The following is a 22,160-nucleotide window of genomic DNA, read 5'->3' as shown; positions in this document are numbered from 1 at the left end:
TATAAGTTTCATCGCTCACCCCGATGAAGACGTACCTTACTGATAAAACAGGATACAACCCGATGGCCAAAAATTATGCTGCGCTGGCGAATGCCGTTGTCAGCGCGCTCGGCGGCAAAGAGAATATCGTCGCGGTCACCCACTGCATGACCCGCCTGCGCTTCGTGGCAAAAGACGAAAGCCTGATCGACAGCGCGACGCTGAAAAGCATCAGCGGCGTGCTGGGCGTCGTGCGCAACGACAACCAGTGCCAGGTGATCATCGGCAATACCGTTTCCCAGGCGTACCGCGAGGTGGTCAACCTGCTGCCCGCCGACATGCAGCCTGCCGCGCCCCAGGGGCCGCAAAAGCTGACCCTGAAACGCATTGGCGCGGGCATCCTTGATGCCCTGATCGGCACCATGTCACCGCTGATCCCGGCGATCATCGGCGGTTCAATGGTCAAGCTGCTGGCGATGATCCTCGAGATGACCGGCGTGCTGACCAAAGGCGATCCGACGCTGACGATCCTGACCGTAATCGGCGACGGCGCGTTCTTCTTCCTGCCGCTGATGGTGGCTGCCTCTGCGGCCGTGAAATTCAAGACCAACATGTCGCTGGCGATCGCCATTGCGGGCGTGCTGGTCCACCCGAGCTTTATTGAGCTGATGGCGAAAGCGGCGCAGGGCGAGCACGTTGAGTTCGCGTTTGTGCCGGTGACGGCGGTGAAATATACCTATACGGTGATCCCGGCCCTGGTGATGACCTGGTGCCTGTCCTATATCGAACGCTGGGTAGACAAAATCACCCCGGCGGTGACGAAAAACTTCCTCAAGCCAATGCTGATCGTGCTGATTGCCGCCCCGCTCGCCATCGTCCTGATTGGGCCGCTGGGGATCTGGATCGGTAGCGGCATCTCCGCGCTGGTTTACACCATTCACGGCTATCTGGGCTGGCTCTCCGTCGCCATCATGGGCGCGCTGTGGCCGCTGCTGGTGATGACCGGGATGCACCGCGTCTTTACGCCTACCATCATTCAGACCATTGCCGAAACGGGCAAAGAGGGGATGGTGATGCCGTCAGAAATCGGCGCCAACCTCTCCCTCGGCGGTTCGTCGCTGGCGGTCGCCTGGAAAACCAAAAACCCGGAACTGCGCCAGACGGCGCTGGCCGCCGCAGCTTCTGCCATCATGGCTGGCATCTCTGAACCGGCGCTTTACGGCGTGGCGGTGCGCCTGAAACGACCGCTCATTGCCAGCCTGATCAGCGGCTTTATCTGCGGCGCCGTGGCCGGAATTGCAGGGCTTGCCAGCCACTCGATGGCGGCGCCGGGCCTGTTTACCAGCGTCCAGTTCTTCGACCCTGCTAACCCGATGTCCATCGTCTGGGTATTTGGGGTAATGGCCCTGGCCGTGGTGCTCTCTTTCGTGCTGACCCTGATTCTGGGCTTTGAAGATATCCCGGTAGAAGACGAAGCAGAAAAAGCGCGCGCGCTGCAATCCGCACCGGTTCAGGCCAAAGAAGCACAAGCATAAATTTATAGCGAGGTAAGAATGTCAGTTTTTCCACAAGGATTTTTATGGGGCGGCGCACTGGCCGCTAACCAGAGCGAAGGCGCATACCGCGAGGGCGGCAAGGGCCTGACCACCGTCGATATGATCCCCCACGGCGCAAATCGCCTGGCGGTGAAAGTCGGCAAGGAAAAACGCTTTTCGCTGCGTGACGACGAGTTCTATCCCAGCCACGACGCGATCGATTTTTACCATCGCTATAAAGAAGATATCGCCTTAATGGCCGAGATGGGCTTCACGGTATTCCGGACCTCCATTGCCTGGAGCCGTCTCTACCCGAACGGCGACGAACCACTGCCTAATAAAGAAGGGATTGCCTTTTACCGGGCGGTGTTCGAGGAGTGCAAAAAGTACAATATCGAACCACTGGTGACCCTCTGCCACTTTGACGTGCCGATGCATCTGGTGACCGATTACGGCTCCTGGCGCAACCGCAAGATGGTCGATTTCTTTGCCCGCTACGCCCGCACCTGCTTCGAAGAATTTAACGGGCTGGTGAAATACTGGCTCACCTTCAACGAGATCAACATCATGCTGCACAGCCCCTTCTCCGGTGCCGGGCTGGTGTTTGAGGAAGGTGAAAATGAGGATCAGGTGAAGTATCAGGCCGCCCACCATGAGTTGGTTGCCAGCGCGCTGGCAACCAAAATTGCCCACGAGGTGAACCCGCAAAACCAGGTGGGCTGCATGCTGGCGGGCGGTAACTTCTACCCATACTCCTGCAAGCCAGAAGATGTGTGGACGGCATTAGAAAAAGATCGTGAGAACCTGTTCTTTATTGACGTGCAGGCCCGCGGCCGCTACCCGGCCTACTCTGCTCGCGTGTTCCGCGAAAAGGGGGTGGTGATTGTCAAAGATCCGGGCGATGACGCGCTGCTGAAGAACACCGTCGATTTTGTGTCGTTCAGCTATTACGCCTCGCGCTGCGCCTCGGCGGATATGAATGCCAACAACACCAGCGCGGCCAATATCGTGAAATCCTTGCGCAACCCGCATATTGAAGTCAGCGAGTGGGGCTGGGGCATTGACCCGCTGGGCCTGCGCATCACCATGAACATGATGTACGACCGCTACCAGAAGCCGCTCTTCCTGGTAGAGAACGGCTTAGGCGCGAAGGATGAGATTGATGCCAACGGTGAGATTAACGACGACTACCGCATCAGCTACCTGCGGGAGCATATCCGCGCGATGGGCGATGCCATAGAAGATGGCATTCCGCTGATCGGCTACACCAGCTGGGGCTGTATCGATCTGGTGGCCGCCTCCACCGGCGAGATGAGCAAGCGCTACGGCTTTATCTATGTCGATCGTGATGATGCGGGCAACGGCACCCTTGAACGCAAACGCAAAAAATCGTTCTGGTGGTACAAGAAAGTGATTGCCAGCAACGGTGCAGATTTAGATTAACCTGCCTTTCTGCCGGGCGGCGCGCTGCTTGCCCGGCCTACTCTTCCGATCAAAATCAATAGTTTCATGGCGTTACTATAGTTCATTGACACCATGAATATATCATTGTATAAAACCCCGCCACAATAAATGATATTCATTCTCAGCCATGCTCCCGGGCTGTCATCAATAAATTAATGAAGGATAGCGTTTCATGAAAAAGATCATCAGTGCATTAGGCTTGCTGATCGCGACAGCCGGTTCTGCTTTTGCAACCACCTACCCTCTGACGATCGAGAACTGCGGCTATAAAGAGACCTTCACCAAAGCGCCGGAGCGCGTGGTCGCACTGGGCCAGAACACCGTAGAAATTCTCCTACTGCTGGGCCTGCAGGATAAGGTCGCCGCCAGCGCCTTCTGGCCGACCAAAGTGTTGCCTGAACTCGCTGAAAAGAATGAAAAAGTGAAATTGCTGACCGTCGAGATCCCGACGCTGGAGTCTATCCTTGCGCAAAATCCGGACTTCGTTCCGGCCCAGCTGCCGCTACTGCTGGGGCCAGAGAGTAAAGTCGCCAAACGCGAAGATCTGGCTACCGTCGGCGTCAACAGCTATATGTCGCCGGGCATGTGCGCCACCAAAAAAGATATCGGCGATATGTACGGCAGCCGCCAGAAGCTGTGGGATATGACCTTCCTGTATAAAGAGATCGAAGATTTCGCCAAAATCTTTAACGTCGAAGATCGCGGCCAGGCGTTGATTGCCGATTTTAAAAAGCGTGAAGCCGATCTGCGGGCTGAATTCAGCAAAAACAAAAAAGACCTCTCATTCGTCTTCTGGTTCTCCAGCTCCTCCCCCTCTTCTGATGCCTACGTCGGCGGTAAAAACAGCGCCTCCGGCTTTATCGCTAACGTGCTGGGCGGCCACAACGCCATCACCTCTGAAACGGAATGGCCAACCGTCGGCTGGGAGAGCATTATCGCGGCCAACCCGGACGTGATCGTGGTCTCCAGCCTCGACCGTAACCGCTGGGCGCTGGATAACGCCGAGGAAAAAATCAAATTCCTGAAAAGCGATCCCGCCGTCAGCCAGCTCGACGCGGTGAAAAAAGGCCACATCGTGGTGATGGACGGCCAGGCGATGAACCCGACCATCCGCACCCTCTACGGCGCGGAGCAGATTGGTGAACAGCTCAGAAAAATGGAACTGAATTAATGACCGCAGTGGTACAACAGACCCGCCTGAACTGGCTATTGCCAGCTTCGGGTTTCCTGGCGGTGGTCGCGCTGCTGCTGGTTATCGCTTTTGGCGTCAGCGTGGGGGAGTTGTCGATCCCCCTGCAGAGCGTGTTCTACGCCGTTACCAATAAAATGGGCTTAACCGAGGTGCCGCTCAATCGCATCTATGAGAGCGTGATCTGGGACTTTCGCCTGAGCCGGGCGCTGGTGGCGGCCTGCTGCGGTGCGGGTCTGGCTATCTGCGGCGCGGTGCTGCAAAGCCTGCTGAAAAACGCCCTCGCCGAACCTTACGTCCTGGGGGTATCCGCCGGGGCGTCAACCGGTGCGGTCTCCGTGGTCGTGCTGGGCATTGGCAGCGGTACCGTGACACTTTCCGCCGGGGCCTTCGCCGGCGCTTTTACCGCCTTCGCGTTTGTGGCCCTGCTGACGAACGGTGCCCGCGGCGGCAGCGAACGCACCATCCTTGCCGGGGTGGCCGCCTCGCAGCTGTTTAACGCCATCACCGCCTGGACCGTCAGCACCTCAGCCAGCGCCCAGCAGGCGCGCGACGTGATGTTCTGGCTGCTGGGCAGCTTTAGCGGCGTGAGATGGCCCAAGTTTCAGATGGTGCTGGTCGCGGTGCTGGTCGGTCTGGCTGTCTGCCTGTATTACGCTCGCGCGCTAGATGCCTTCACCTTCGGCGACGATGCCGCCGCATCGCTGGGGATCGCCGTCCCTTGGGTGCGCCTGATCCTGTTTATCGTTACCGCACTGATGACCGCCACCATCGTCAGTATGGCGGGCTCCATCGGCTTTGTCGGCCTGGTGGTACCACACATGATGCGCTTCTTCTTTGGTCCGCTACACCGCACGCTGCTTATCGCCAGCGCGCTGGCGGGTGCCATCCTGATGGTGCTGGCGGATATCGCCTCGCGCCTGCTGATCGCCCCGCAAAGCCTGCCGGTCGGCGTCGTTACCGCGCTGCTGGGCGTCCCGTTCTTTGCTGTGATTATCTACCGTTCAAGGAATAAGTGATGAGCATCACTGCTGAAAATATCACCTGGAAGGTGGGTAAAAAGGTCATCGTCGACAATGTCTCGCTGGCGGTATCTCAGGGGCAGACCGTCGGCCTGCTGGGGCCAAACGGTTCAGGCAAATCCTCGCTGCTGCGGATCCTGGCCGGTTTACGTCGCCCCCATAGCGGCACCGTCGCGCTGGATGGCAAAAGCATCAGTGGCATCCCGAAAAAGCAGCTCGCCCGGCGGGTAGCCTTTGTGGAACAGCACGGCATGACCGACGCCAACATGCGCGTGCGGGACGTGGTAAAGCTGGGACGTATTCCGCACCACTCCCCTTTCTCCGGCTGGACGGCGCAGGATGACGAAACGGTAAACCAGGCGCTGAAGACGGTGGATATGCTGCATCACAGCGAGCAGGGCTGGCTGAGTCTCTCCGGCGGCGAGCGCCAGCGGGTGCACATCGCCCGGGCGCTGGCGCAAATGCCAACCGAGATCCTGCTGGATGAACCCACCAACCACCTGGATATTCATCATCAGATGCAATTGATGCAGTTGATCAGCCAGCTGCCGGTCACCAGCATTGTCGCCATTCACGATCTTAACCACGCCTCCATGTTCTGCGATGCGCTGATCGTGATGCAGAAAGGGCGCGTTGTCGCCAGCGGTACGCCGCAGGCGATCCTGACCGAAGAGCTGCTGTGGGAGATATTCCGGGTGAAAACCCGCATTGAGCTCTCCCCCGATCATGGCAAAAAACATATTCACTTCCTCGTCTGAGGCGAGGTAACAGGTGCTATCTATTCGCCCCGCGACGCAACTCTGGCCGCCCGTCTTACTGGGCAGCCAGTTTGTTTTCAACATCGGTTTTTACGCCGTCGTCCCTTTCCTGGCGATTTTTTTACGCGACGATATGCTGCTCTCCGGCGGCGTTATCGGGCTGGTGCTCGGGCTGCGGACCTTCTCCCAGCAGGGGATGTTTATCGTTGGTGGCGCTCTCTCCGACCGCTACGGCGCGCGCATCATTATTCTTTGCGGCTGCGTTGTACGAGTGGTGGGCTATCTGCTGCTGGCCTTCGGTTACAGCCTGCCGGTCATTATCGCCGGAGCGTGTCTCACCGGGATCGGCGGGGCGCTTTTTTCCCCTTCCATCGAAGCGTTACTGGCCAAAGCCGGAACCCGCAGCGAGGCGCAGGGAAAACGCAGCCGCGCCGAGTGGTTCGCCCTCTTTGCGGTGTGCGGCGAGTTGGGAGCGGTGCTTGGTCCGGTGGCGGGAGCCCTGCTCACTGGTCTGGGCTTTCGGCAGGTGGCGCTGGCCGGGGCCGCGGTCTTCGTGGTGGCGCTGATTGTACTGTTCTTCTGTTTACCTTCAGGCTCAGCAAAAAACCAGCCGCTGCAGGTTACCCCCTGGTGGACCACCTTTCGCCAGCCGCGGTTCGTGGCGTTTATCATCGCCTGGAGCAGCTGGCTGTTAAGCTATAACCAGCTCTATCTGGCGCTCCCGGTGGAGATCCAGCGTGCCGGGGGCAGCGAGAAAGATCTTGGCCCGCTGTTTATGCTGGCCTCGGGGCTGGTGATCCTCTTTCAGCTCCCGCTGGCGCGTTTTGCCCGTCGGGTGGGCGCGGTGCGGGTCCTGCCGGTGGGTTTTCTGCTTATCGCCGCCGCGTTTCTGAGCGTCGCGCTCTTTGCCTCTTCAACGCCGGGCGCGGGGTTGCTGCGCCTGCTGCCTGCGGCCTGTTTTGTCACGCTGCTAACCACCGGCCAGATGCTGCTGGTGCCAGCGGGCAAAGATGTGGTGCCGTGGTTTGCGAGTGAATCGACTTTAGGTGCGCACTATGGCGCACTGGCTACCGCTGGGGGCTGCGCGGTGCTGGCGGGAAATTTATTGCTCGGTAATCTGCTTGATCGGGCGCTGACGCCTTCCGCCGGGGCGATCGTTCCGTGGCTGGTGTTGGCGGTGTTTCCACTGTGCAGCGCTATCGTCATGATCGTTATCTGCCGCCCGATGCGCAGGCCGCGCACCTGAGAGGTTACTTTTTCGGGCGGTACTTTTCCGGCAGCTCTGGCACCGGGCGGCGATCGTCAATCAGATGGCGAATCGTCAGAATCGGGTGACGCCAGAGCATGCGCGGCCCCGCCCAACGCATGACCTGCTTCATCTCTTCACGCTTAGCGGGCTGGTAGCAGTGGACCGGGCACTGCTTGCAGGCCGGTTTCTCTTCACCAAACACGCATTTATCCAGCCGCTTGTCGGCATACGCATTCAGCGCTGCGTAGTGTCCCGCCTCTTTAGATGCCTGCGGGCACTGCTTTTCATAGAGCGCGATCATCTTGCGGATGGTCTCTTTTTCGCGCGCGATCCGTTTTCCTGCCATAGTCTGATACCTAATAATAAGTTGTATTTATAATACCCTTTTCAGGCTGGATATTCAGCCCGATTTCATATTTTACATTTCGTTTTCTGAAGACGCTTCGCAGTTCTGCGTTTGTCTCAGGTTCATTTTACTGGCATTTTATACAGGTGTTTTTATCACCTGATCCTTGCCTGAGAAAAAGGAGTTTCTATGTCAGATATCAGCATTTCCAGACCCAGCCGTCAGCTCACTGTGGGTTATTTCAGAAAGCGCCATGAGGATCGCAAGACCAAGATCCCAACACGCTACAGCGTACACGCCGCGCTGAGTTTAAAAGGCGACTGGCTGGAAGAGGCCGGTTTTAAAACCCATTCCCGGGTGCGGGTGCTGGTGGAACAGGGAAAACTGGTGATTGAGCTGGTCGGCGAAGAGCCGGACTAAGGCGGTGACATTTTGCTGCGCCGGGCCATTTTTTCATGCGACAATAGCGGCAATACACGACCCTAACGTCGCCTGAACAGCACTGTTTTCAAAGAAATGGACATCATCACTCCATGACCACTACTGACAATTTCGACGCCCACACCCCCATGATGCAGCAGTACCTGAAGCTGAAAGCTCAGCATCCGGAGATCCTGCTCTTTTACCGGATGGGCGACTTTTACGAGCTGTTTTATGACGATGCGAAACGCGCCTCGCAGCTGCTCGACATCTCCCTGACCAAACGTGGCGCCTCGGCAGGTGAACCCATCCCGATGGCCGGTATTCCACATCATGCGGTAGAGAACTACCTGGCGAAGCTGGTTAACCAGGGTGAATCGGTCGCCATCTGCGAACAGATTGGCGATCCGGCCACCTCGAAAGGCCCGGTTGAGCGCAAAGTGGTACGCATCGTCACGCCTGGCACCATCAGCGATGAAGCGCTGTTACAGGAGCGCCAGGATAACCTGCTCGCCGCCATCTGGCAGGAGAGCAAAGGTTTCGGTTACGCCACGCTGGATATCAGCTCCGGGCGTTTTCGCCTGAGCGAACCGGCCGACCGCGAAACCATGGCGGCCGAACTGCAACGCACCAATCCGGCGGAGCTGCTGTATGCCGAAGATTTCGCCGAAATGGGGCTGCTTGAGGGGCGTCGCGGTCTGCGTCGCCGTCCGCTGTGGGAATTTGAAATCGACACCGCGCGCCAGCAGCTCAATCTGCAATTTGGCACCCGCGATCTGACCGGCTTTGGCGTAGAAAACGCGCCGCGCGGCCTGTGCGCCGCGGGCTGTCTGCTGCAGTACGTAAAAGATACCCAGCGCACCGCCCTGCCACATATCCGCTCCATTACGATTGAACGTCAGCAGGACAGCATCATTATGGATGCCGCCACCCGCCGCAATCTGGAGATCACCCAGAACCTGGCCGGCGGTGTGGAGAACACCCTCGCCTCGGTGCTCGACAGTACCGTCACCCCAATGGGCAGCCGTATGCTGAAACGCTGGCTGCATATGCCGGTACGCGATATTGCCACGCTCACTGCGCGCCAGCAGACCATTGGTGCCCTGCAGGATCGGTACAGCGACATTCAGCCGGTATTGCGTCAGGTCGGCGATCTGGAACGTATTCTGGCACGACTGGCGCTGCGCACCGCACGCCCGCGCGATTTAGCCCGCATGCGCCATGCCTTCCAGCAACTGCCGGAACTGCGCAGCCAGCTGGCGGAGGTTGACTGCGCCCCGGTGCAAAAGCTGCGCGAGGCGATGGGCGAATTTAGCGAACTGCGCGAACTGCTGGAAAAAGCCATCATTGAAGCCCCGCCGGTACTGGTGCGTGACGGCGGCGTGATTGCTCCGGGCTACAACGAAGAGCTGGACGAGTGGCGCTCACTGGCCGATGGCGCGACAGATTATCTGGATAAGCTGGAGATCCGCGAGCGTGAGCGCCTTGGACTGGACACCCTGAAGGTCGGTTACAACGCCGTACACGGTTACTTTATTCAGATCAGCCGTGGACAGAGCCACCTGGCCCCTATTCACTACGTGCGCCGCCAGACGCTGAAAAACGCCGAGCGTTACATTATTCCGGAGCTGAAAGAGTACGAAGACAAAGTGCTCACCTCAAAAGGCAAAGCCCTGGCGCTGGAAAAACAGCTCTATGACGCCCTGTTCGACATCCTGATGCCGCACCTTGCGGATCTGCAGCAGAGCGCCGCGGCGCTGGCCGAGCTGGATGTACTGGTCAACCTGGCGGAACGTGCCGAGACGCTGAACTACTGCTGCCCAACCTTTACCGATAAGCCAGGCGTGCGCATTACCGAAGGGCGTCACCCGGTGGTGGAACAGGTGCTGAACGAACCGTTCATCGCCAACCCGCTGAACCTGTCGCCGCAGCGCCGGATGCTGATTATTACCGGGCCGAACATGGGTGGTAAAAGTACCTATATGCGCCAGACGGCACTGATTGCGCTGCTGGCCTACATCGGCAGCTACGTTCCAGCACAAAAGGTGGAGATCGGCCCTATCGACCGTATCTTTACCCGCGTCGGCGCGGCGGACGATCTGGCGAGCGGTCGTTCGACCTTTATGGTGGAGATGACCGAAACCGCCAACATTCTGCACAACGCCACGGAGTACAGCCTGGTGCTGATGGATGAGATTGGCCGTGGCACCTCAACCTATGACGGGCTCTCGCTGGCGTGGGCCTGTGCCGAAAGCCTGGCCAATAAGATCAAAGCCCTGACCCTGTTTGCTACCCACTACTTCGAGCTGACGCAACTGCCGGAGAAGATGGAGGGCGTGGCGAACGTGCATCTGGATGCGCTGGAGCACGGCGATACCATCGCCTTTATGCACAGCGTGCAGGATGGCGCGGCGAGCAAAAGTTACGGACTGGCGGTGGCGGCGCTGGCGGGCGTGCCGAAAGAGGTGATCAAGCGCGCGCGCCAGAAGCTGCGCGAGCTGGAAAGCCTGGCACCAAACGCGGCGGCCACCCAGGTAGACGGCACCCAGATGTCGCTGCTGGTCCCTGCCGAAGAGACCTCCCCGGCGCTGGAAGCCCTGGAGAACCTCGACCCGGATTCTCTGACGCCACGTCAGGCGCTGGAGTGGATTTATCGGTTGAAAAATCTGGTGTAGCGCTCTGCGGTCTGTATCGCCCGGTGGCGCTGCGCTTACCGGGCCTACGGGGATTTCGCGCGGGCTTTACGCCCGGTGGCGCTACGCTTACCGGGCCTACAAAAGACGCTGGATGCCAGGCCGGGTAAGGCGTAGCCGCCACCCGGCTTTTTTATCCGCGCTTATCTTCCGCCAGTAATGGCGGAATGGTCGGCACCTGCGGGGCATCGTCGATATCTTTCTGCGTCATGCGAAAGGCTTCGGGATAGTGTTCGCGGCTGGTGCGGCGCAGCGGCTCGGTATCACGCCAGGTATAGAGACAGTGCTGGCACTGATACACCGTCCAGACATCTTTAACCGGCGACGTCGCCATCACCTCAATATGTTCATCGGCACAACGTGGACAAATCATTTTCCCCTCCTTATTTACGTGCGGCCAGCATCGCGGTCAGTTTTTCAGCCCAGGCTTTGGTTTCAGGCAGATCCTGTACCGGCTGGCTGTAGTGACCACGCATATCGGGTGCAACCGGTGTGGTGGCGTCGATAATCAGTTTGTCGGTGATCCCCGCCGGACTTGACCCCGGATCCAGCTCCAGCACCGACATATTCGGCAACTGCACCAGATCCCCTGCCGGGTTCACCTTCGATGACAGGGCCCACATCACCTGCGGCAGGTTGAACGGATCGACATCCTCATCCACCATGATCACCATCTTCACGTAGCCCAGGCCATGCGGCGTGGTCATTGCCCGCAGGCCAACGGCACGGGCAAAGCCGCCGTAACGTTTTTTGGTGGAGATAATTGCCAGCAGGCCGTGGGTGTACATTGCGTTCACCGCCTGCACTTCCGGGAATTCAGCTTTCAGCTGCTGGTAGAGCGGCACGCAGGTTGCCGGGCCCATCAGGTAGTCGATTTCGGTCCACGGCATCCCGAGATAGAGCGACTCAAAAATCGGTTTTGTGCGGTAAGAGACTTTATCGATGCGCACCATGGTCATGTTACGGCCACCGGAGTAGTGTCCGGTAAACTCCCCGAACGGCCCTTCGATTTCGCGTTTGCGGCCTTCAATCACCCCTTCGAGGATCACTTCCGAACCCCAGGGAACGTCAAAACCGGTGAGCGGCGCGGTGGCGATCGGATACGGGCTTTCGCGCAGCGCTCCCGCCATCTCATATTCTGATTGATCGTACTTGAGCGGCGTGGCGCCCATCAGGGTGATGATCGGGTCATTGCCCAGGGTGATCGCAATCGGCAGATCCTGCCCGCGCTCTTCCGCTTTATGCAGGTGCAGGGCGATGTCATGCATCGGCACCGGCTGCAGACCCAGCTTGCGTTTGTCCTTCACCTCCATGCGGTAGATGCCGACGTTCTGCTTGCCGAAGTGATCCGGATCGAGGGGATCGCGGGAGACCACACAGGCTTTATCCAGATAGAATCCGCCGTCACCGTCGTTCAGGCGGAACAGCGGCAAAATATCGAACAGGTTGATCGCGTCGCCATCCACTGTGTTCTCTGCCCAGGCCGGGTTGGCGCGACGCTCCGGCACAACCGGGAAGTTATCCCAGCGGCGAATAAACTCGTCGATCTGCTTTTTCACTGGCGTATTCGGCGGCAGCCCCATCGAGATGGCATGGTTTTGCCAGGATCCGATGGTGTTCATCGTCACGCGGGCGTCGGTAAAGCCGCGGATGTTATCAAACCATAGCGCAGGTGCGCCATCGCCAATGCGCCCGGTGGCGTTGGCTGCCGCGGCCAGATCCGGCTCCGCATCAACCTGATCCGTGATTTTTAGCAGTTGCCCTTGCTCATCGAGCGCCTGCAGGAAGCTTCTCAAATCATCAAATGCCATGTTTATTCTCCTGGGAAAAATGTCTGGCCGCCTGTAACCTCTCCCAGCGACGGGCTTTGTTATGCGCCAGACCAAACTGATCGAGCACCCGGGTCACAATGTGTTGGGTAATGTCATCGGCGGTTTGCGGGTGGTTGTAATAAGCGGGCATCGGCGGCACCATTGCCACGCCCATGCGGGAAAGCGCCAGCATATTTTCAAGATGGATAGTACTGAGCGGCATTTCCCGCGGGACCAGAACCAGCTTGCGTCCCTCTTTTAACACCACGTCAGCGGCACGCCCCACCAGCCCTTCGGCGTAGCCCGCGCGGATACCCGCCAGCGTTTTCATGCTGCAGGGAATGACGATCATGCCGTCGGTGCGAAAGGAGCCGGATGAGATGGTTGCCCCCTGATCCGCCGGGCTGTGAACCACATCCGCCAGTCCGGCAACATCCTGAGCGGTATAGGACGTTTCCAGTTCAATCGTTGTTTTCGCCCATTTCGACATCACCAGATGGGTTTCTACTTCCGGCATGTCGCGCAGCGCCTGCAGCAATGCCACGCCAAGCGGCGCACCGGTCGCCCCTGTCATCCCAACAATCAATCTCATCCAACACCTCATTTCATTTGTTCGTATACGAACTTGTTACTTACCGTACGCCCGGATCTGGGCGCTGACAAGATCGTTCGCATACGATCACACGAAATGGTAAAACGGGCCGCATTAAATTCACCGCTGATCGGGGCTATCATACAGAGATCATTTTTATGCCGGAGAGTTCATGGAACTAAAACAAGAAGCGTTCCACCTGTTACGTCAGCTTTTTCAGCAACATACTGCGCGCTGGCAGCAGGCCTTACCCGAGCTGACTAAGCCGCAATATGCGGTAATGCGATCGATCGCTGAACATCCGGGCATTGAGCAGGTGGCGTTAACGGAAGTCGCGGTAAGCACCAAAGCGACGCTGGCTGAAATGCTGAGCCGCATGGAGGCGCGCGGGCTGGTGAAACGCGAGCACGATCCGGCAGATAAGCGCCGCCGGTTTGTCTTCCTGACGCCAGAAGGTGAAGCTCTGCTTGCAGGCTGTAAACCGGTTGGCAACACGGTGGATGAGGCGTTTTTAGGACGTCTCAACAAGGCCGAGCGGGAGCAATTCTCTGCGCTTATCAAAAAGATGATGCACGGCTAATTCACGCTGGTGCGCATAAAATCAATAAAGATGCGCACTTTCGCTGGCACATGCCGGGCATCAGGATACACCGCATAGATGCCTTGCTGCGCAAAGGTGTATCCAGGTAAAACCGGGACCAGTCTTCCCGCATCAAGCGCATCGCGCACCAGCCATTCCGGCAGTAACGCCACCCCACCTCCCGCAATGGCAAAGGCCATCAGCGCCTGAGCGCTGTCGGCAAACAAACGCGGCGCTTTTTTTATCTCCAGCATTTCAGGCGCGCCGCTGGCATCTTTCACCTGCCAACGCAGCGGCGAGGCAACACGCTCGTGAATAATCCAGTCGGCCTGCGCCAGTTGCACCAGCGATTTGATCGGATGATTAACGAGCCATTCGGGTGCCGCGACGGGGAGAATGGAGAAGTGCGAAATCAGCGCGGCGTGGTAGCGAGAATCGGCAAGCGTTCCCAGCCGGATGGCCACGTCAAAGCGCTCCGAGATAAGGTCGGCATGCAGTGACGACGAAACATGACGCACGCGAAGATCCGGATGCTGCTGGCTAAACCTGGCCAGCAGCGGCACCACGGCCTGCGAACCATACTCGGGCGTGGTCGTGATCCGCAGTTCCCCCGTGAGCCCCGCATGGTTGGCGCGGACATCATCCTGCAACTGCTCTGCGTCCTTCAGAAGCGCGACGCTGCGTTGATGAAACAGCACGCCCGCCTCGGTTAACGTCAGTCGTCGGGTGGATCGCAGCAGCAGGGTGACGCCCAGTTCAGCTTCGAGCTGGCGAATATTGAAGCTGACCACCGCTTTTGTCAGACCCATCGCATCCGCTGCCGCCGTGAAACTCCCGGTATCGGCCACCGCAACAAACATCTGCGTACGCTGTAAGTTAATCATCATCACCCTTTATACTGTCAAAATAATTTTGACAGTATATTCCGCTTTGTCAGGTTTATCCGTGCTTTTCGGGCCGATACGATACGCCACCTCACCGGAGGATCCACCATGACGTATCGCAGCAAAGTCGCCACAGTCTACCTGCTGGGCTTTTTTCTTGATTTGATCAACATGTTCATTGCAAGCGTCGCCTTTCCGGCGATGGCTCACGATTTTAACGCCCCCCCTTCAGCACTTGCCTGGGTCAGTAACGGATACATTGCCGGTCTGACGCTGGTGATCCCATTCAGCACCGTGCTTACGCGCCGGATCGGGCCAAAGCGCGTCATCCTGCTCTCGCTTTTTCTGTTCAGCGCAGCTTCTGCGGCGGCAGGCTTGTCTGCAACGCTTGAAAGCCTGATCGCATGGCGCGTACTGCAAGGGGTGGGAGGTGGCTTATTGATCCCCGTCGGACAGGCGCTGACCTGGCAACAGTTTAAGCCTCACGAACGTGCCCGGCTCTCCTCCGCGGTCATGCTGGTTGCGTTGCTTGCTCCCGCCTGCTCCCCTGCTGTCGGGGGCCTTCTGGTGCAGACGCTAAGCTGGCGATGGATATTTTTCGTCACGCTCCCGGCTGCCCTCACGACCTTTGTTCTGGCCTGTCTGTGGCTTAGACACGAAATACCCGCGATGAAAGCGGCCAGGTTGCTAAACCTGTCGTTGCTCGCGGACCCGCTTTTGCGATTTGCCATGCTTGTCTATGTCTGTGTGCCCGGTATGTTTATTGGGGTGAACGTCACGGGGATGTTTTATCTTCAGCACGAGGCGAACCTGAGCCCGGCAGCAACGGGAATGCTCATGCTGCCGTGGTCTGTGGCATCGTTTATCGCTATCACAGCGACGGGCCGCTACTTTAACCGCATCGGCCCTCGCCCCCTTATTGTTACAGGTTGCCTGCTCCAGGCGCTGGGTATTCTGCTTTTACTGGACGTCAGCCCGGACGGCGCGGCGCTGTTACCCACCGTGGCGTTTGTGCTGATGGGGGCCGGGGGAAGCCTGTGCAGCAGCACGGCTCAGAGCAGCGCTTTTCTGACGACGCGCCGGGAAGATATGCCAGACGCCAGCGCCCTGTGGAATCTCAATCGTCAGTTGAGCTTTTTTGCCGGTGCCCTGCTGCTGGCGCAGGCACTGAGCCTAGCGCAGGTCTGGCTGCCGCCGCTCGCCGCATGGCACTGGGCGTTTATTTTTGCCGCAGGCATGACCTTGCTGCCTGTTCTGTACGTTTTTCGTCTTAACAATACGCAGGTCCTCACCCAACTGAGACAGGAGAATTCATGACGCCTTTCGAACACGACATTATCGACCTCCACATTGCGCTTGAAAACTGGTTAGGCAAAGGCGAAGGCGATACCAACGCCCTGCTCGCCCGTTTCAGCCCCGATTTTCTAATGATCCCGCCGGGCGGTGTCCCACTCGACTATCAGGCCCTTGCCAATTTTTTGGAAAGCCAGCGCGGAAGCCGTCCGGGGCTGAAGATCTTGATTGATGAATTAACAACGTTACAGACCTGGGATAACGGCGCAGTGCTTCACTACCGTGAAACACAAACCCGCCCGGATCAGCCGGTGAACGTACGCTGGTCCAGCGCCATCCTGAACCAGGAGGGAGACAACCTCACCTGGCGTCTGCTACACGAAACCGCAGCGCCTTAAGCAAAAGAAAAAGGCCAGTCTTTCGACTGGCCTTTTTTGACGAAAAGGTGCTTACTCGCGGAACAGCGCTTCGATATTCAGCCCTTGTCCCTGCAGGATTTCACGCAGGCGACGCAGACCTTCTACCTGAATCTGACGAACACGTTCACGGGTCAGGCCGATTTCACGACCGACATCTTCCAGTGTCGCAGCTTCATACCCCAGCAGACCGAAACGACGTGCCAGCACTTCACGCTGTTTGGCGTTCAGTTCGAACAGCCATTTGACGATGCTCTGTTTCATATCATCGTCCTGCGTGGTGTCTTCCGGGCCGTTGTCTTTTTCATCGGCCAGGATGTCCAGCAGCGCTTTCTCGGAATCGCCACCCAGCGGGGTGTCGACAGAGGTAATACGCTCGTTGAGACGTAGCATACGGCTAACATCATCAACAGGTTTATCAAGCTGTTCGGCAATCTCTTCCGCGCTTGGCTCGTGGTCCAGCTTATGGGACAACTCGCGTGCGGTACGCAGATAGACGTTCAACTCTTTCACAATGTGAATAGGCAGTCGAATCGTACGGGTCTGGTTCATGATTGCCCGTTCGATGGTCTGTCGGATCCACCACGTCGCATAGGTTGAGAAACGGAACCCACGTTCAGGGTCAAATTTCTCTACTGCGCGGATCAGGCCCAGGTTGCCCTCTTCAATCAGATCCAGCAGAGCCAGACCACGATTGCTGTAACGACGGGCAATCTTAACCACCAGACGCAGGTTACTTTCAATCATGCGACGACGTGAAGCCACATCACCACGTAATGCCCGGCGCGCGAAGTAAACTTCTTCTTCGGCTGTTAACAGTGGGGAGTAACCAATCTCTCCAAGGTAAAGCTGAGTCGCGTCCAGCACACGTTGTGTGGCACCCTGCGATAACAGCTCTTCTTCAGCTAAATCGTTATCACTGGGTTCCTCTTCTACTAAGGCTTTTTCGTCAAAAGCCTCTACTCCGTTCTCATCAAATTCCGCGTCTTCATTTAAATCATGAACTTTCAGCGTATTCTGACTCATAAAGGTGGCTCCTACCCGTGATCCCTGGGCGCAACATACCAAAAGATATGTCCCGCCAAATTATCGCTGCGGTAAATACTGCAGCGGGTTTACGGATTTCCCCTTGTAACGAATTTCAAAATGCAAGCGTGTAGAACTGGTTCCGGTGCTACCCATGGTAGCTATTTTCTGCCCCGCCTTAACTTCTTGTTGTTCCCGGACCAGCATCGTATCGTTATGGGCGTAGGCACTCAGGTAATCATCGTTGTGTTTGATGATAATAAGATTACCGTAACCGCGCAGAGCGTTACCGGCGTATACCACGCGTCCATCAGCGGTCGCGATAATAGCCTGTCCCTTACTCCCTGCGATATCGACCCCTTTATTTCCCCCCTCGGAGGAAGAAAAGTTCTCGATAACCTTGCCTTCAGTCGGCCAGCGCCACGAAGAAATTGGCGAGCTGGACGTCTGACTACTGGCAACGGGTGCGGTAGAGCTAACCACAGGAGCCGTAACGGGTGCTGTAACAACAGTCGCAGTCCCCTTATTGTTCGGCAACATCTTGTTAGCACTCTGTTCACCTGAATCTTCAGAATACGTAATTGTCGGTTGCGACGCAACCACTGTGCTTGATTTTTGCGCAGGCGTCACACTGTTATTTTGCGCCGTGACGTCAGCCGCAGAAACGGTATTGCCTGGCGTTAACGGCGCGCCGGTCGCATTGCCTACCTGCAGCGTCTGGCCGACATTCAGGCTATACGGGGCCGGAACGTTGTTTCGCTCTGCTAAATCACGGAAATCGTTCCCGGTGATCCAGGCAATATAGAAGAGGGTATCGCCGCGTTTCACGGTGTAAGTGCTGCCGCCGGTATAGCTGCCTTTCGGAATGTTCCCATACTTGCGGTTATACACAATGCGGCCATTTTCCGTCTGGACAGGTTGTTCCACTGGCTGAATCTGTACTGGCTGGGTAACCGGACGCTGAACAGGCTGGATTTGCGGAGTTTGTTGCGCCGTTGAGGTGCCCATCTTAGGCGGAGGGGTGATCAGCATGCCACCGGATGAATTACCAGAACCGCTATCACCGCCGACCGAACTTACAGGCGCAGGGGCATTATTCGATGTTGAACAACCTGCCAACCAGATTGAAACCAGTGACAATGCCGCAACACGGCTGATGGTGAATTTTGGGCTTCCCGCGCTCATTTATCCCCCAGGATTATTTTTAATTACCAGTGACTTAAAATTACCGTAATGTCACGACGTTTTGCGCCACACCATACGCTGAATTTGCCTGAATAACCCTGGAAAAATCCGAGTCTCAGGCCAGCTCTCCTTTTACCAGAGGCACGAAACGTACGGCTTCTACGGTATCGATAATAAACTCGTTGCCCCGTCGACGAACACGCTTCAACAGCTGGTGTTCATCGCCCACCGGTAAAACGAGGATCCCGCCATCGTCCAGTTGCGCCATCAGCGCAGCCGGGATCTCAGGCGGTGCAGCCGTCACGATAATGGCATCAAACGGGCCGCGAGCCTTCCAGCCCTGCCAGCCATCCCCGTGACGGGTAGAAACATTATGTAAATCGAGCTGCTTCAGGCGGCGGCGCGCCTGCCATTGCAGCCCTTTAATGCGCTCAACCGAGCAGACATGATGCACCAGGTGCGCCAGAATGGCGGTCTGGTATCCAGAACCGGTGCCAATCTCCAGCACCCGCGAGTCCGGGGTCAGCTCCAGCAGCTCGGTCATGCGCGCCACCATATAGGGCTGGGAGATGGTTTGCCCCTGCCCTATCGGCAACGCGACGTTTTCCCACGCCTTGTGCTCAAACGCCTCATCCACGAACTTTTCCCGCGGTACCCGCGAGATGGCGTCCAGCACCCGCTCGTCAGCAATGCCCTGACTGCGTAATTGATTCAGAAGAGTTTGTACACGATTGCTTACCATTGCGAGCTCACCCCGGCGCGATCCAGCCAGCCTGAAACCACATCCTGCGCGTTATGCGCGGTCAAATCGACGTGCAGCGGGGTGACGGAGACGTAGCCTTCATCTACGGCGGCGAAATCGGTATCCGGCCCGGCATCATGTTTTTCGCCCGGCGGCCCAATCCAGTACAGCGTGTTGCCGCGCGGATCTTCCTGCGGGATCACTTTATCCGCCGGGTGTCGGCTGCCACAGCGCGTCACGCGGATACCTTTGATTTGATCCAGCGGCAGATCGGGCACGTTGATATTAAGGATGCGGCCAGTACGCAGCGGCTCACGGCTCAGCGCCCGCAGGATGGCGCAGGTGACCGCGGCGGCGGTATCGTAATGCTGATGGCCGTTAAGCGAGACCGCCAGGGCAGGAAAGCCGAGATGGCGTCCTTCCATGGCGGCCGCCACCGTACCGGAGTAGATCACGTCATCGCCCAGGTTGGGTCCGGCATTAATGCCGGAGACCACCACGTCCGGGCGGGGACGCATCAGCGCATTAACCCCCAGAAAGACACAGTCGGTCGGGGTGCCCATCTGCACGGCGATATCACCGTTATCGAAGGTAAAGGTGCGAAGAGACGACTCGAGGGTTAACGAGTTAGAGGCACCGCTGCGGTTACGATCGGGAGCCACCACCTGCACCTCGGCGAACTCACGTAGCGCTTTCGCCAGCGTCTGAATGCCTGGCGCATGGATCCCGTCATCGTTACTCAGCAATATTCGCATAGTCACCCGAAGTGTTGATAAGTTCCCTGACAACACTGGTGGCAAAGCTGCCTGCCGGCAGCCAGAAACGTAGCTCGACGGTTACGTCATCCCACCAGTTCCAGCTCAACTGTTGCGGATAGAGCAGCATCGCCCGGCGTGCCGCTTCGACTTTTTCCCGCACCAGCAGTGAGCATAACTCTGTTTCATCGGCGATGGCAGACTGTTCAAAGCGCAGCGCATCACCCTGCGGACCCCAGTCGCCGGTACCCGGCAGGGCCGCAGTGATCATCAGCGTTTTTGCCTCGACGCGCGCCTGCACATCGCGCAGCTCTTCGTCAGTGGCGACAAACCAGCTGCCGCGTCCCGCTAATTGTAGCGCATCGCCGACAACGACTTGATTCGCGTCTGTTTTTTTCAGTCGCTCGCTGACGATTTGATTAAACAACGCACTGCGGGCTGCCGACAACCAAAAACTGCGTTTATTGCGATCGCGCACCGGAGCATTGCTCTGCGCCCAGCGCAGCGCGCCCTGCAAGTTACTGCCGCCGATGCCAAAACGCTGCGCGCCAAAGTAGTTCGGCACCCCTTGCGCCTGGATGGCCTTAAGACGTTGCTCCACCTCGTCGCGGTGGCTTACCTCGCGCAGCACCAGGGTAAAAGCATTGCCCTTTAACGCGCCGAGGCGCAGCTTGCGCTTATGGCGGGCGTATTCCAGTACCTGGCAGCCCTCAAGCTGGAACTGGCTTAACTCGGGCATCCCATTACCCGGCACCCGCGCGCAGAGCCACTGTTCCGTCACAGCGTGTTTGTCTTTCTGCCCGGCGAAGCTCACTTCACGGGCGTGAATTTTCAGGAACTTTGCCAGCGCATCGGCCACAAAACGGGTGTTGCAGCCATTTTTCAGGATCCGCACCAGAATATGCTCGCCCTCGCCATCCGGCTCGAAACCCAGATCCTCGACGACCCTAAAATCTTCCGGGTTGGCTTTCAGCAGCCCCGTGCCCTGCGGTTTACCGTGCAGGTATGTCAGGTTGTCGAAGTCCGTCATTTTACCGCCTTCACCAGCAGCGCCACGGCTTCGCAGGCGATGCCTTCACCACGGCCGGTAAAGCCGAGTTTCTCGGTGGTGGTCGCTTTGACGTTGACGTCATCCATATGGCAGCCAAGATCTTCGGCGATAAAGACGCGCATCTGGGGAATATGCGGCAGCATTTTCGGCGCCTGGGCAATAATGGTCACATCCACATTGCCAAGGGTATAGCCTTTGGCCTGAATACGGCGCCAGGCTTCGCGCAGCAGCTCGCGGCTGTCCGCCCCTTTGAAGGCCGGATCGGTATCCGGGAACAGCTTGCCGATATCACCCAGCGCCGCGGCACCCAGCAGCGCATCGGTTAACGCGTGCAGGGCAACATCGCCATCAGAATGCGCGAGCAGTCCTTTTTCATAAGGGATGCGTACGCCGCCAATGATAATTGGGCCCTCGCCGCCAAAGGCGTGTACGTCAAAACCATGTCCAATTCGCATTATGCCTTCTCCTGATGGGTCGAACGGGTAAGATAAAATTCTGCCAGCTGTAAATCTTCGGGGCGCGTCACCTTTATATTATCTGCGCGCCCTTCAATCAGTTCCGGGTGAAAACCGCAATACTCCAGCGCCGAGGCTTCGTCGGTGATGGTTGCGCCTTCGTTCAGCGCACGGGTTAAGCAGTGGTGCAACAGCTCGCGAGGGAAAAATTGCGGTGTGAGTGCATGCCAGAGGTCAACGCGCTCCACCGTATGGGCGATGGCCGGTATTCCCGGCTCGCCGCGTTTCATGGTATCGCGAACCGGCGTGGCGAGAATGCCGCCAACGCGGCTGGTTTCGCTGATGGCCAGCAGCCGCGCCAGGTCATCCTGATGCAGGCACGGCCGCGCCGCATCGTGCACCAGTACCCACTGCGCGTCACCGGCGGCTTTCAGACCCGCCAGCACCGAATCGGCGCGCTCTGCGCCACCGTCCACCACGGTCACCTGCGGGTGGCGGGCAAGCGGCAGCGCGGCAAAGCGGGCGTCGCCCGGGCTGATAGCGATAACGACCCGCGTCACGCGTGGGTTCGCCAGCAGCGCCGCCACGGTGTGCTCAAGGATCGTTTTATCACCAATTGAAAGGTATTGTTTAGGACATTCAGTCTGCATGCGCCGGCCAAACCCGGCGGCTGGCACAACGGCGCATACGTTGGAAAAAGTTACTGCCATGGCGT

At 58.0% G+C, this 22,160-nt stretch carries 24 protein-coding genes; 12 read left to right on the top strand and 12 right to left on the bottom strand.

Annotation, left to right across the window (positions count from 1 at the left end; all coding sequences use genetic code 11):
* Nucleotides 1-62 precede the first annotated feature (62 nt).
* The 6 genes from ascF to DVA43_RS23390 all read left to right on the top strand — a co-directional run bounded on the left by ascF (nucleotide 63) and on the right by DVA43_RS23390 (nucleotide 7,193).
* Nucleotides 63-1,514, top strand: a complete 1,452-nt coding sequence (gene ascF, locus DVA43_RS23415; RefSeq protein ID WP_114316924.1) for a PTS cellobiose/arbutin/salicin transporter subunit IIBC — start codon at nucleotides 63-65, stop codon at nucleotides 1,512-1,514.
* 18 nt (nucleotides 1,515-1,532) lie between these two features.
* A complete protein-coding gene (locus tag DVA43_RS23410; RefSeq protein ID WP_114316923.1) occupies nucleotides 1,533-2,957 on the top strand; it encodes a 6-phospho-beta-glucosidase in 1,425 nt (474 codons plus the stop codon).
* A 193-nt stretch (nucleotides 2,958-3,150) separates the two neighbouring features.
* Nucleotides 3,151-4,149: an ABC transporter substrate-binding protein gene (locus tag DVA43_RS23405; RefSeq protein WP_103180898.1), complete on the top strand. Its 999-nt coding sequence runs from the start codon at nucleotides 3,151-3,153 to the stop codon at nucleotides 4,147-4,149.
* Nucleotides 4,149-5,186, top strand: a complete 1,038-nt coding sequence (locus tag DVA43_RS23400; RefSeq protein ID WP_114316922.1) for an iron ABC transporter permease — start codon at nucleotides 4,149-4,151, stop codon at nucleotides 5,184-5,186. The genes DVA43_RS23405 and DVA43_RS23400 overlap by 1 nt, the downstream gene beginning before the upstream one ends.
* Nucleotides 5,186-5,947 (top strand): ABC transporter ATP-binding protein, encoded by a 762-nt coding sequence (locus DVA43_RS23395; RefSeq protein WP_103180900.1) that lies wholly within the window; start codon nucleotides 5,186-5,188, stop codon nucleotides 5,945-5,947. The genes DVA43_RS23400 and DVA43_RS23395 overlap by 1 nt, the downstream gene beginning before the upstream one ends.
* Before the next feature lie 13 nt (nucleotides 5,948-5,960).
* On the top strand, nucleotides 5,961-7,193 hold the full coding sequence (locus tag DVA43_RS23390; protein WP_114316921.1) for an MFS transporter: 1,233 nt from the start codon (nucleotides 5,961-5,963) through the stop codon (nucleotides 7,191-7,193).
* A 4-nt stretch (nucleotides 7,194-7,197) separates the two neighbouring features.
* Here the strand turns inward: DVA43_RS23390 and DVA43_RS23385 are convergent, their stop codons facing one another.
* Nucleotides 7,198-7,542: a nitrous oxide-stimulated promoter family protein gene (locus DVA43_RS23385; protein ID WP_103822686.1), complete on the bottom strand. Its 345-nt coding sequence runs from the start codon at nucleotides 7,540-7,542 to the stop codon at nucleotides 7,198-7,200.
* Nucleotides 7,543-7,731: 189 nt separating this feature from the next.
* Here DVA43_RS23385 and DVA43_RS23380 point away from each other — a divergent pair, with 189 nt between their 5' ends.
* Nucleotides 7,732-7,962, top strand: coding sequence for a SymE family type I addiction module toxin (locus DVA43_RS23380; RefSeq protein ID WP_103180903.1), 231 nt, complete (start codon nucleotides 7,732-7,734; stop codon nucleotides 7,960-7,962).
* 113 nt (nucleotides 7,963-8,075) lie between these two features.
* On the top strand, nucleotides 8,076-10,637 hold the full coding sequence (gene mutS / locus DVA43_RS23375; protein ID WP_114316920.1) for a DNA mismatch repair protein MutS: 2,562 nt from the start codon (nucleotides 8,076-8,078) through the stop codon (nucleotides 10,635-10,637).
* A gap of 151 nt (nucleotides 10,638-10,788) precedes the next feature.
* On the opposite strand, the gene DVA43_RS23370 is transcribed toward mutS, so the two are convergent.
* Genes DVA43_RS23370 through DVA43_RS23360 form a run of 3 tightly spaced genes read right to left on the bottom strand, consistent with a single transcriptional unit; the run spans nucleotide 10,789 to nucleotide 13,058 of the window.
* A complete protein-coding gene (locus tag DVA43_RS23370; protein WP_114316919.1) occupies nucleotides 10,789-11,028 on the bottom strand; it encodes a non-oxidative hydroxyarylic acid decarboxylases subunit D in 240 nt (79 codons plus the stop codon).
* Nucleotides 11,029-11,038: 10 nt separating this feature from the next.
* The gene (locus tag DVA43_RS23365) at nucleotides 11,039-12,466 is read right to left on the bottom strand and encodes a non-oxidative hydroxyarylic acid decarboxylases subunit C (protein ID WP_114316918.1); all 1,428 of its coding nucleotides are present in this window, start codon (nucleotides 12,464-12,466) and stop codon (nucleotides 11,039-11,041) included.
* Nucleotides 12,456-13,058 (bottom strand): non-oxidative hydroxyarylic acid decarboxylases subunit B, encoded by a 603-nt coding sequence (locus tag DVA43_RS23360; protein ID WP_114316917.1) that lies wholly within the window; start codon nucleotides 13,056-13,058, stop codon nucleotides 12,456-12,458. Before DVA43_RS23360 ends, DVA43_RS23365 begins: the two co-directional genes overlap by 11 nt.
* A 172-nt stretch (nucleotides 13,059-13,230) precedes the next feature.
* On the opposite strand from DVA43_RS23360, the gene DVA43_RS23355 reads away from it, so the two are divergent.
* A complete protein-coding gene (locus DVA43_RS23355) occupies nucleotides 13,231-13,638 on the top strand; it encodes a MarR family winged helix-turn-helix transcriptional regulator (protein WP_114316916.1) in 408 nt (135 codons plus the stop codon).
* On the opposite strand, the gene DVA43_RS23350 is transcribed toward DVA43_RS23355, so the two are convergent.
* Nucleotides 13,635-14,522, bottom strand: coding sequence for a LysR family transcriptional regulator (locus DVA43_RS23350; RefSeq protein ID WP_114316915.1), 888 nt, complete (start codon nucleotides 14,520-14,522; stop codon nucleotides 13,635-13,637). The two genes, DVA43_RS23355 and DVA43_RS23350, sit on opposite strands and share 4 nt — an antisense overlap.
* Before the next feature lie 108 nt (nucleotides 14,523-14,630).
* Between DVA43_RS23350 and DVA43_RS23345 the strand changes: the two genes are divergently transcribed.
* Together DVA43_RS23345 and DVA43_RS23340 are read left to right on the top strand one after the other, a co-directional pair.
* Nucleotides 14,631-15,839: an MFS transporter gene (locus DVA43_RS23345; RefSeq protein ID WP_114316914.1), complete on the top strand. Its 1,209-nt coding sequence runs from the start codon at nucleotides 14,631-14,633 to the stop codon at nucleotides 15,837-15,839.
* On the top strand, nucleotides 15,836-16,213 hold the full coding sequence (locus DVA43_RS23340; protein ID WP_114316913.1) for a DUF4440 domain-containing protein: 378 nt from the start codon (nucleotides 15,836-15,838) through the stop codon (nucleotides 16,211-16,213). The genes DVA43_RS23345 and DVA43_RS23340 overlap by 4 nt, the downstream gene beginning before the upstream one ends.
* 51 nt (nucleotides 16,214-16,264) lie before the next feature.
* Here DVA43_RS23340 and rpoS read toward each other — a convergent pair whose 3' ends face one another.
* Nucleotides 16,265-17,257, bottom strand: a complete 993-nt coding sequence (rpoS, locus tag DVA43_RS23335) for an RNA polymerase sigma factor RpoS (protein ID WP_103180911.1) — start codon at nucleotides 17,255-17,257, stop codon at nucleotides 16,265-16,267.
* Between the two features lie 60 nt (nucleotides 17,258-17,317).
* Nucleotides 17,318-18,382, bottom strand: coding sequence for a murein hydrolase activator NlpD (gene nlpD, locus DVA43_RS23330; RefSeq protein ID WP_231604353.1), 1,065 nt, complete (start codon nucleotides 18,380-18,382; stop codon nucleotides 17,318-17,320).
* On the opposite strand from nlpD, the gene DVA43_RS25210 reads away from it, so the two are divergent.
* Nucleotides 18,288-18,491, top strand: coding sequence for a hypothetical protein (locus DVA43_RS25210; protein ID WP_231604148.1), 204 nt, complete (start codon nucleotides 18,288-18,290; stop codon nucleotides 18,489-18,491). The two genes, nlpD and DVA43_RS25210, sit on opposite strands and share 95 nt — an antisense overlap.
* Nucleotides 18,492-18,557: 66 nt before the next feature.
* Here the strand turns inward: DVA43_RS25210 and DVA43_RS23325 are convergent, their stop codons facing one another.
* The 5 genes from DVA43_RS23325 to ispD are packed head-to-tail and all read right to left on the bottom strand — an operon-like array spanning nucleotide 18,558 to nucleotide 22,155.
* On the bottom strand, nucleotides 18,558-19,184 hold the full coding sequence (locus DVA43_RS23325; protein ID WP_103822693.1) for a protein-L-isoaspartate(D-aspartate) O-methyltransferase: 627 nt from the start codon (nucleotides 19,182-19,184) through the stop codon (nucleotides 18,558-18,560).
* A complete protein-coding gene (gene surE, locus DVA43_RS23320) occupies nucleotides 19,178-19,939 on the bottom strand; it encodes a 5'/3'-nucleotidase SurE (protein WP_103180914.1) in 762 nt (253 codons plus the stop codon). Before surE ends, DVA43_RS23325 begins: the two co-directional genes overlap by 7 nt.
* Nucleotides 19,920-20,969 (bottom strand): tRNA pseudouridine(13) synthase TruD, encoded by a 1,050-nt coding sequence (gene truD / locus DVA43_RS23315; protein ID WP_114316912.1) that lies wholly within the window; start codon nucleotides 20,967-20,969, stop codon nucleotides 19,920-19,922. The genes surE and truD overlap by 20 nt, the downstream gene beginning before the upstream one ends.
* Nucleotides 20,966-21,445 (bottom strand): 2-C-methyl-D-erythritol 2,4-cyclodiphosphate synthase, encoded by a 480-nt coding sequence (gene ispF / locus DVA43_RS23310; protein ID WP_048959481.1) that lies wholly within the window; start codon nucleotides 21,443-21,445, stop codon nucleotides 20,966-20,968. Before ispF ends, truD begins: the two co-directional genes overlap by 4 nt.
* Nucleotides 21,445-22,155 carry a 2-C-methyl-D-erythritol 4-phosphate cytidylyltransferase gene (ispD, locus tag DVA43_RS23305; RefSeq protein WP_114316911.1) on the bottom strand — a complete coding sequence of 237 codons (711 nt, stop codon included), beginning with the start codon at nucleotides 22,153-22,155 and terminating at the stop codon, nucleotides 21,445-21,447. The genes ispF and ispD overlap by 1 nt, the downstream gene beginning before the upstream one ends.
* Nucleotides 22,156-22,160: the final 5 nt, after the last annotated feature.

The sequence above is a fragment of the Leclercia sp. W6 genome (assembly GCF_003336345.1).
In the GTDB taxonomy this organism is placed as follows: Bacteria; Pseudomonadota; Gammaproteobacteria; order Enterobacterales; family Enterobacteriaceae; genus Enterobacter.
This window is presented reverse-complemented; position numbering and strand designations above follow the sequence as displayed.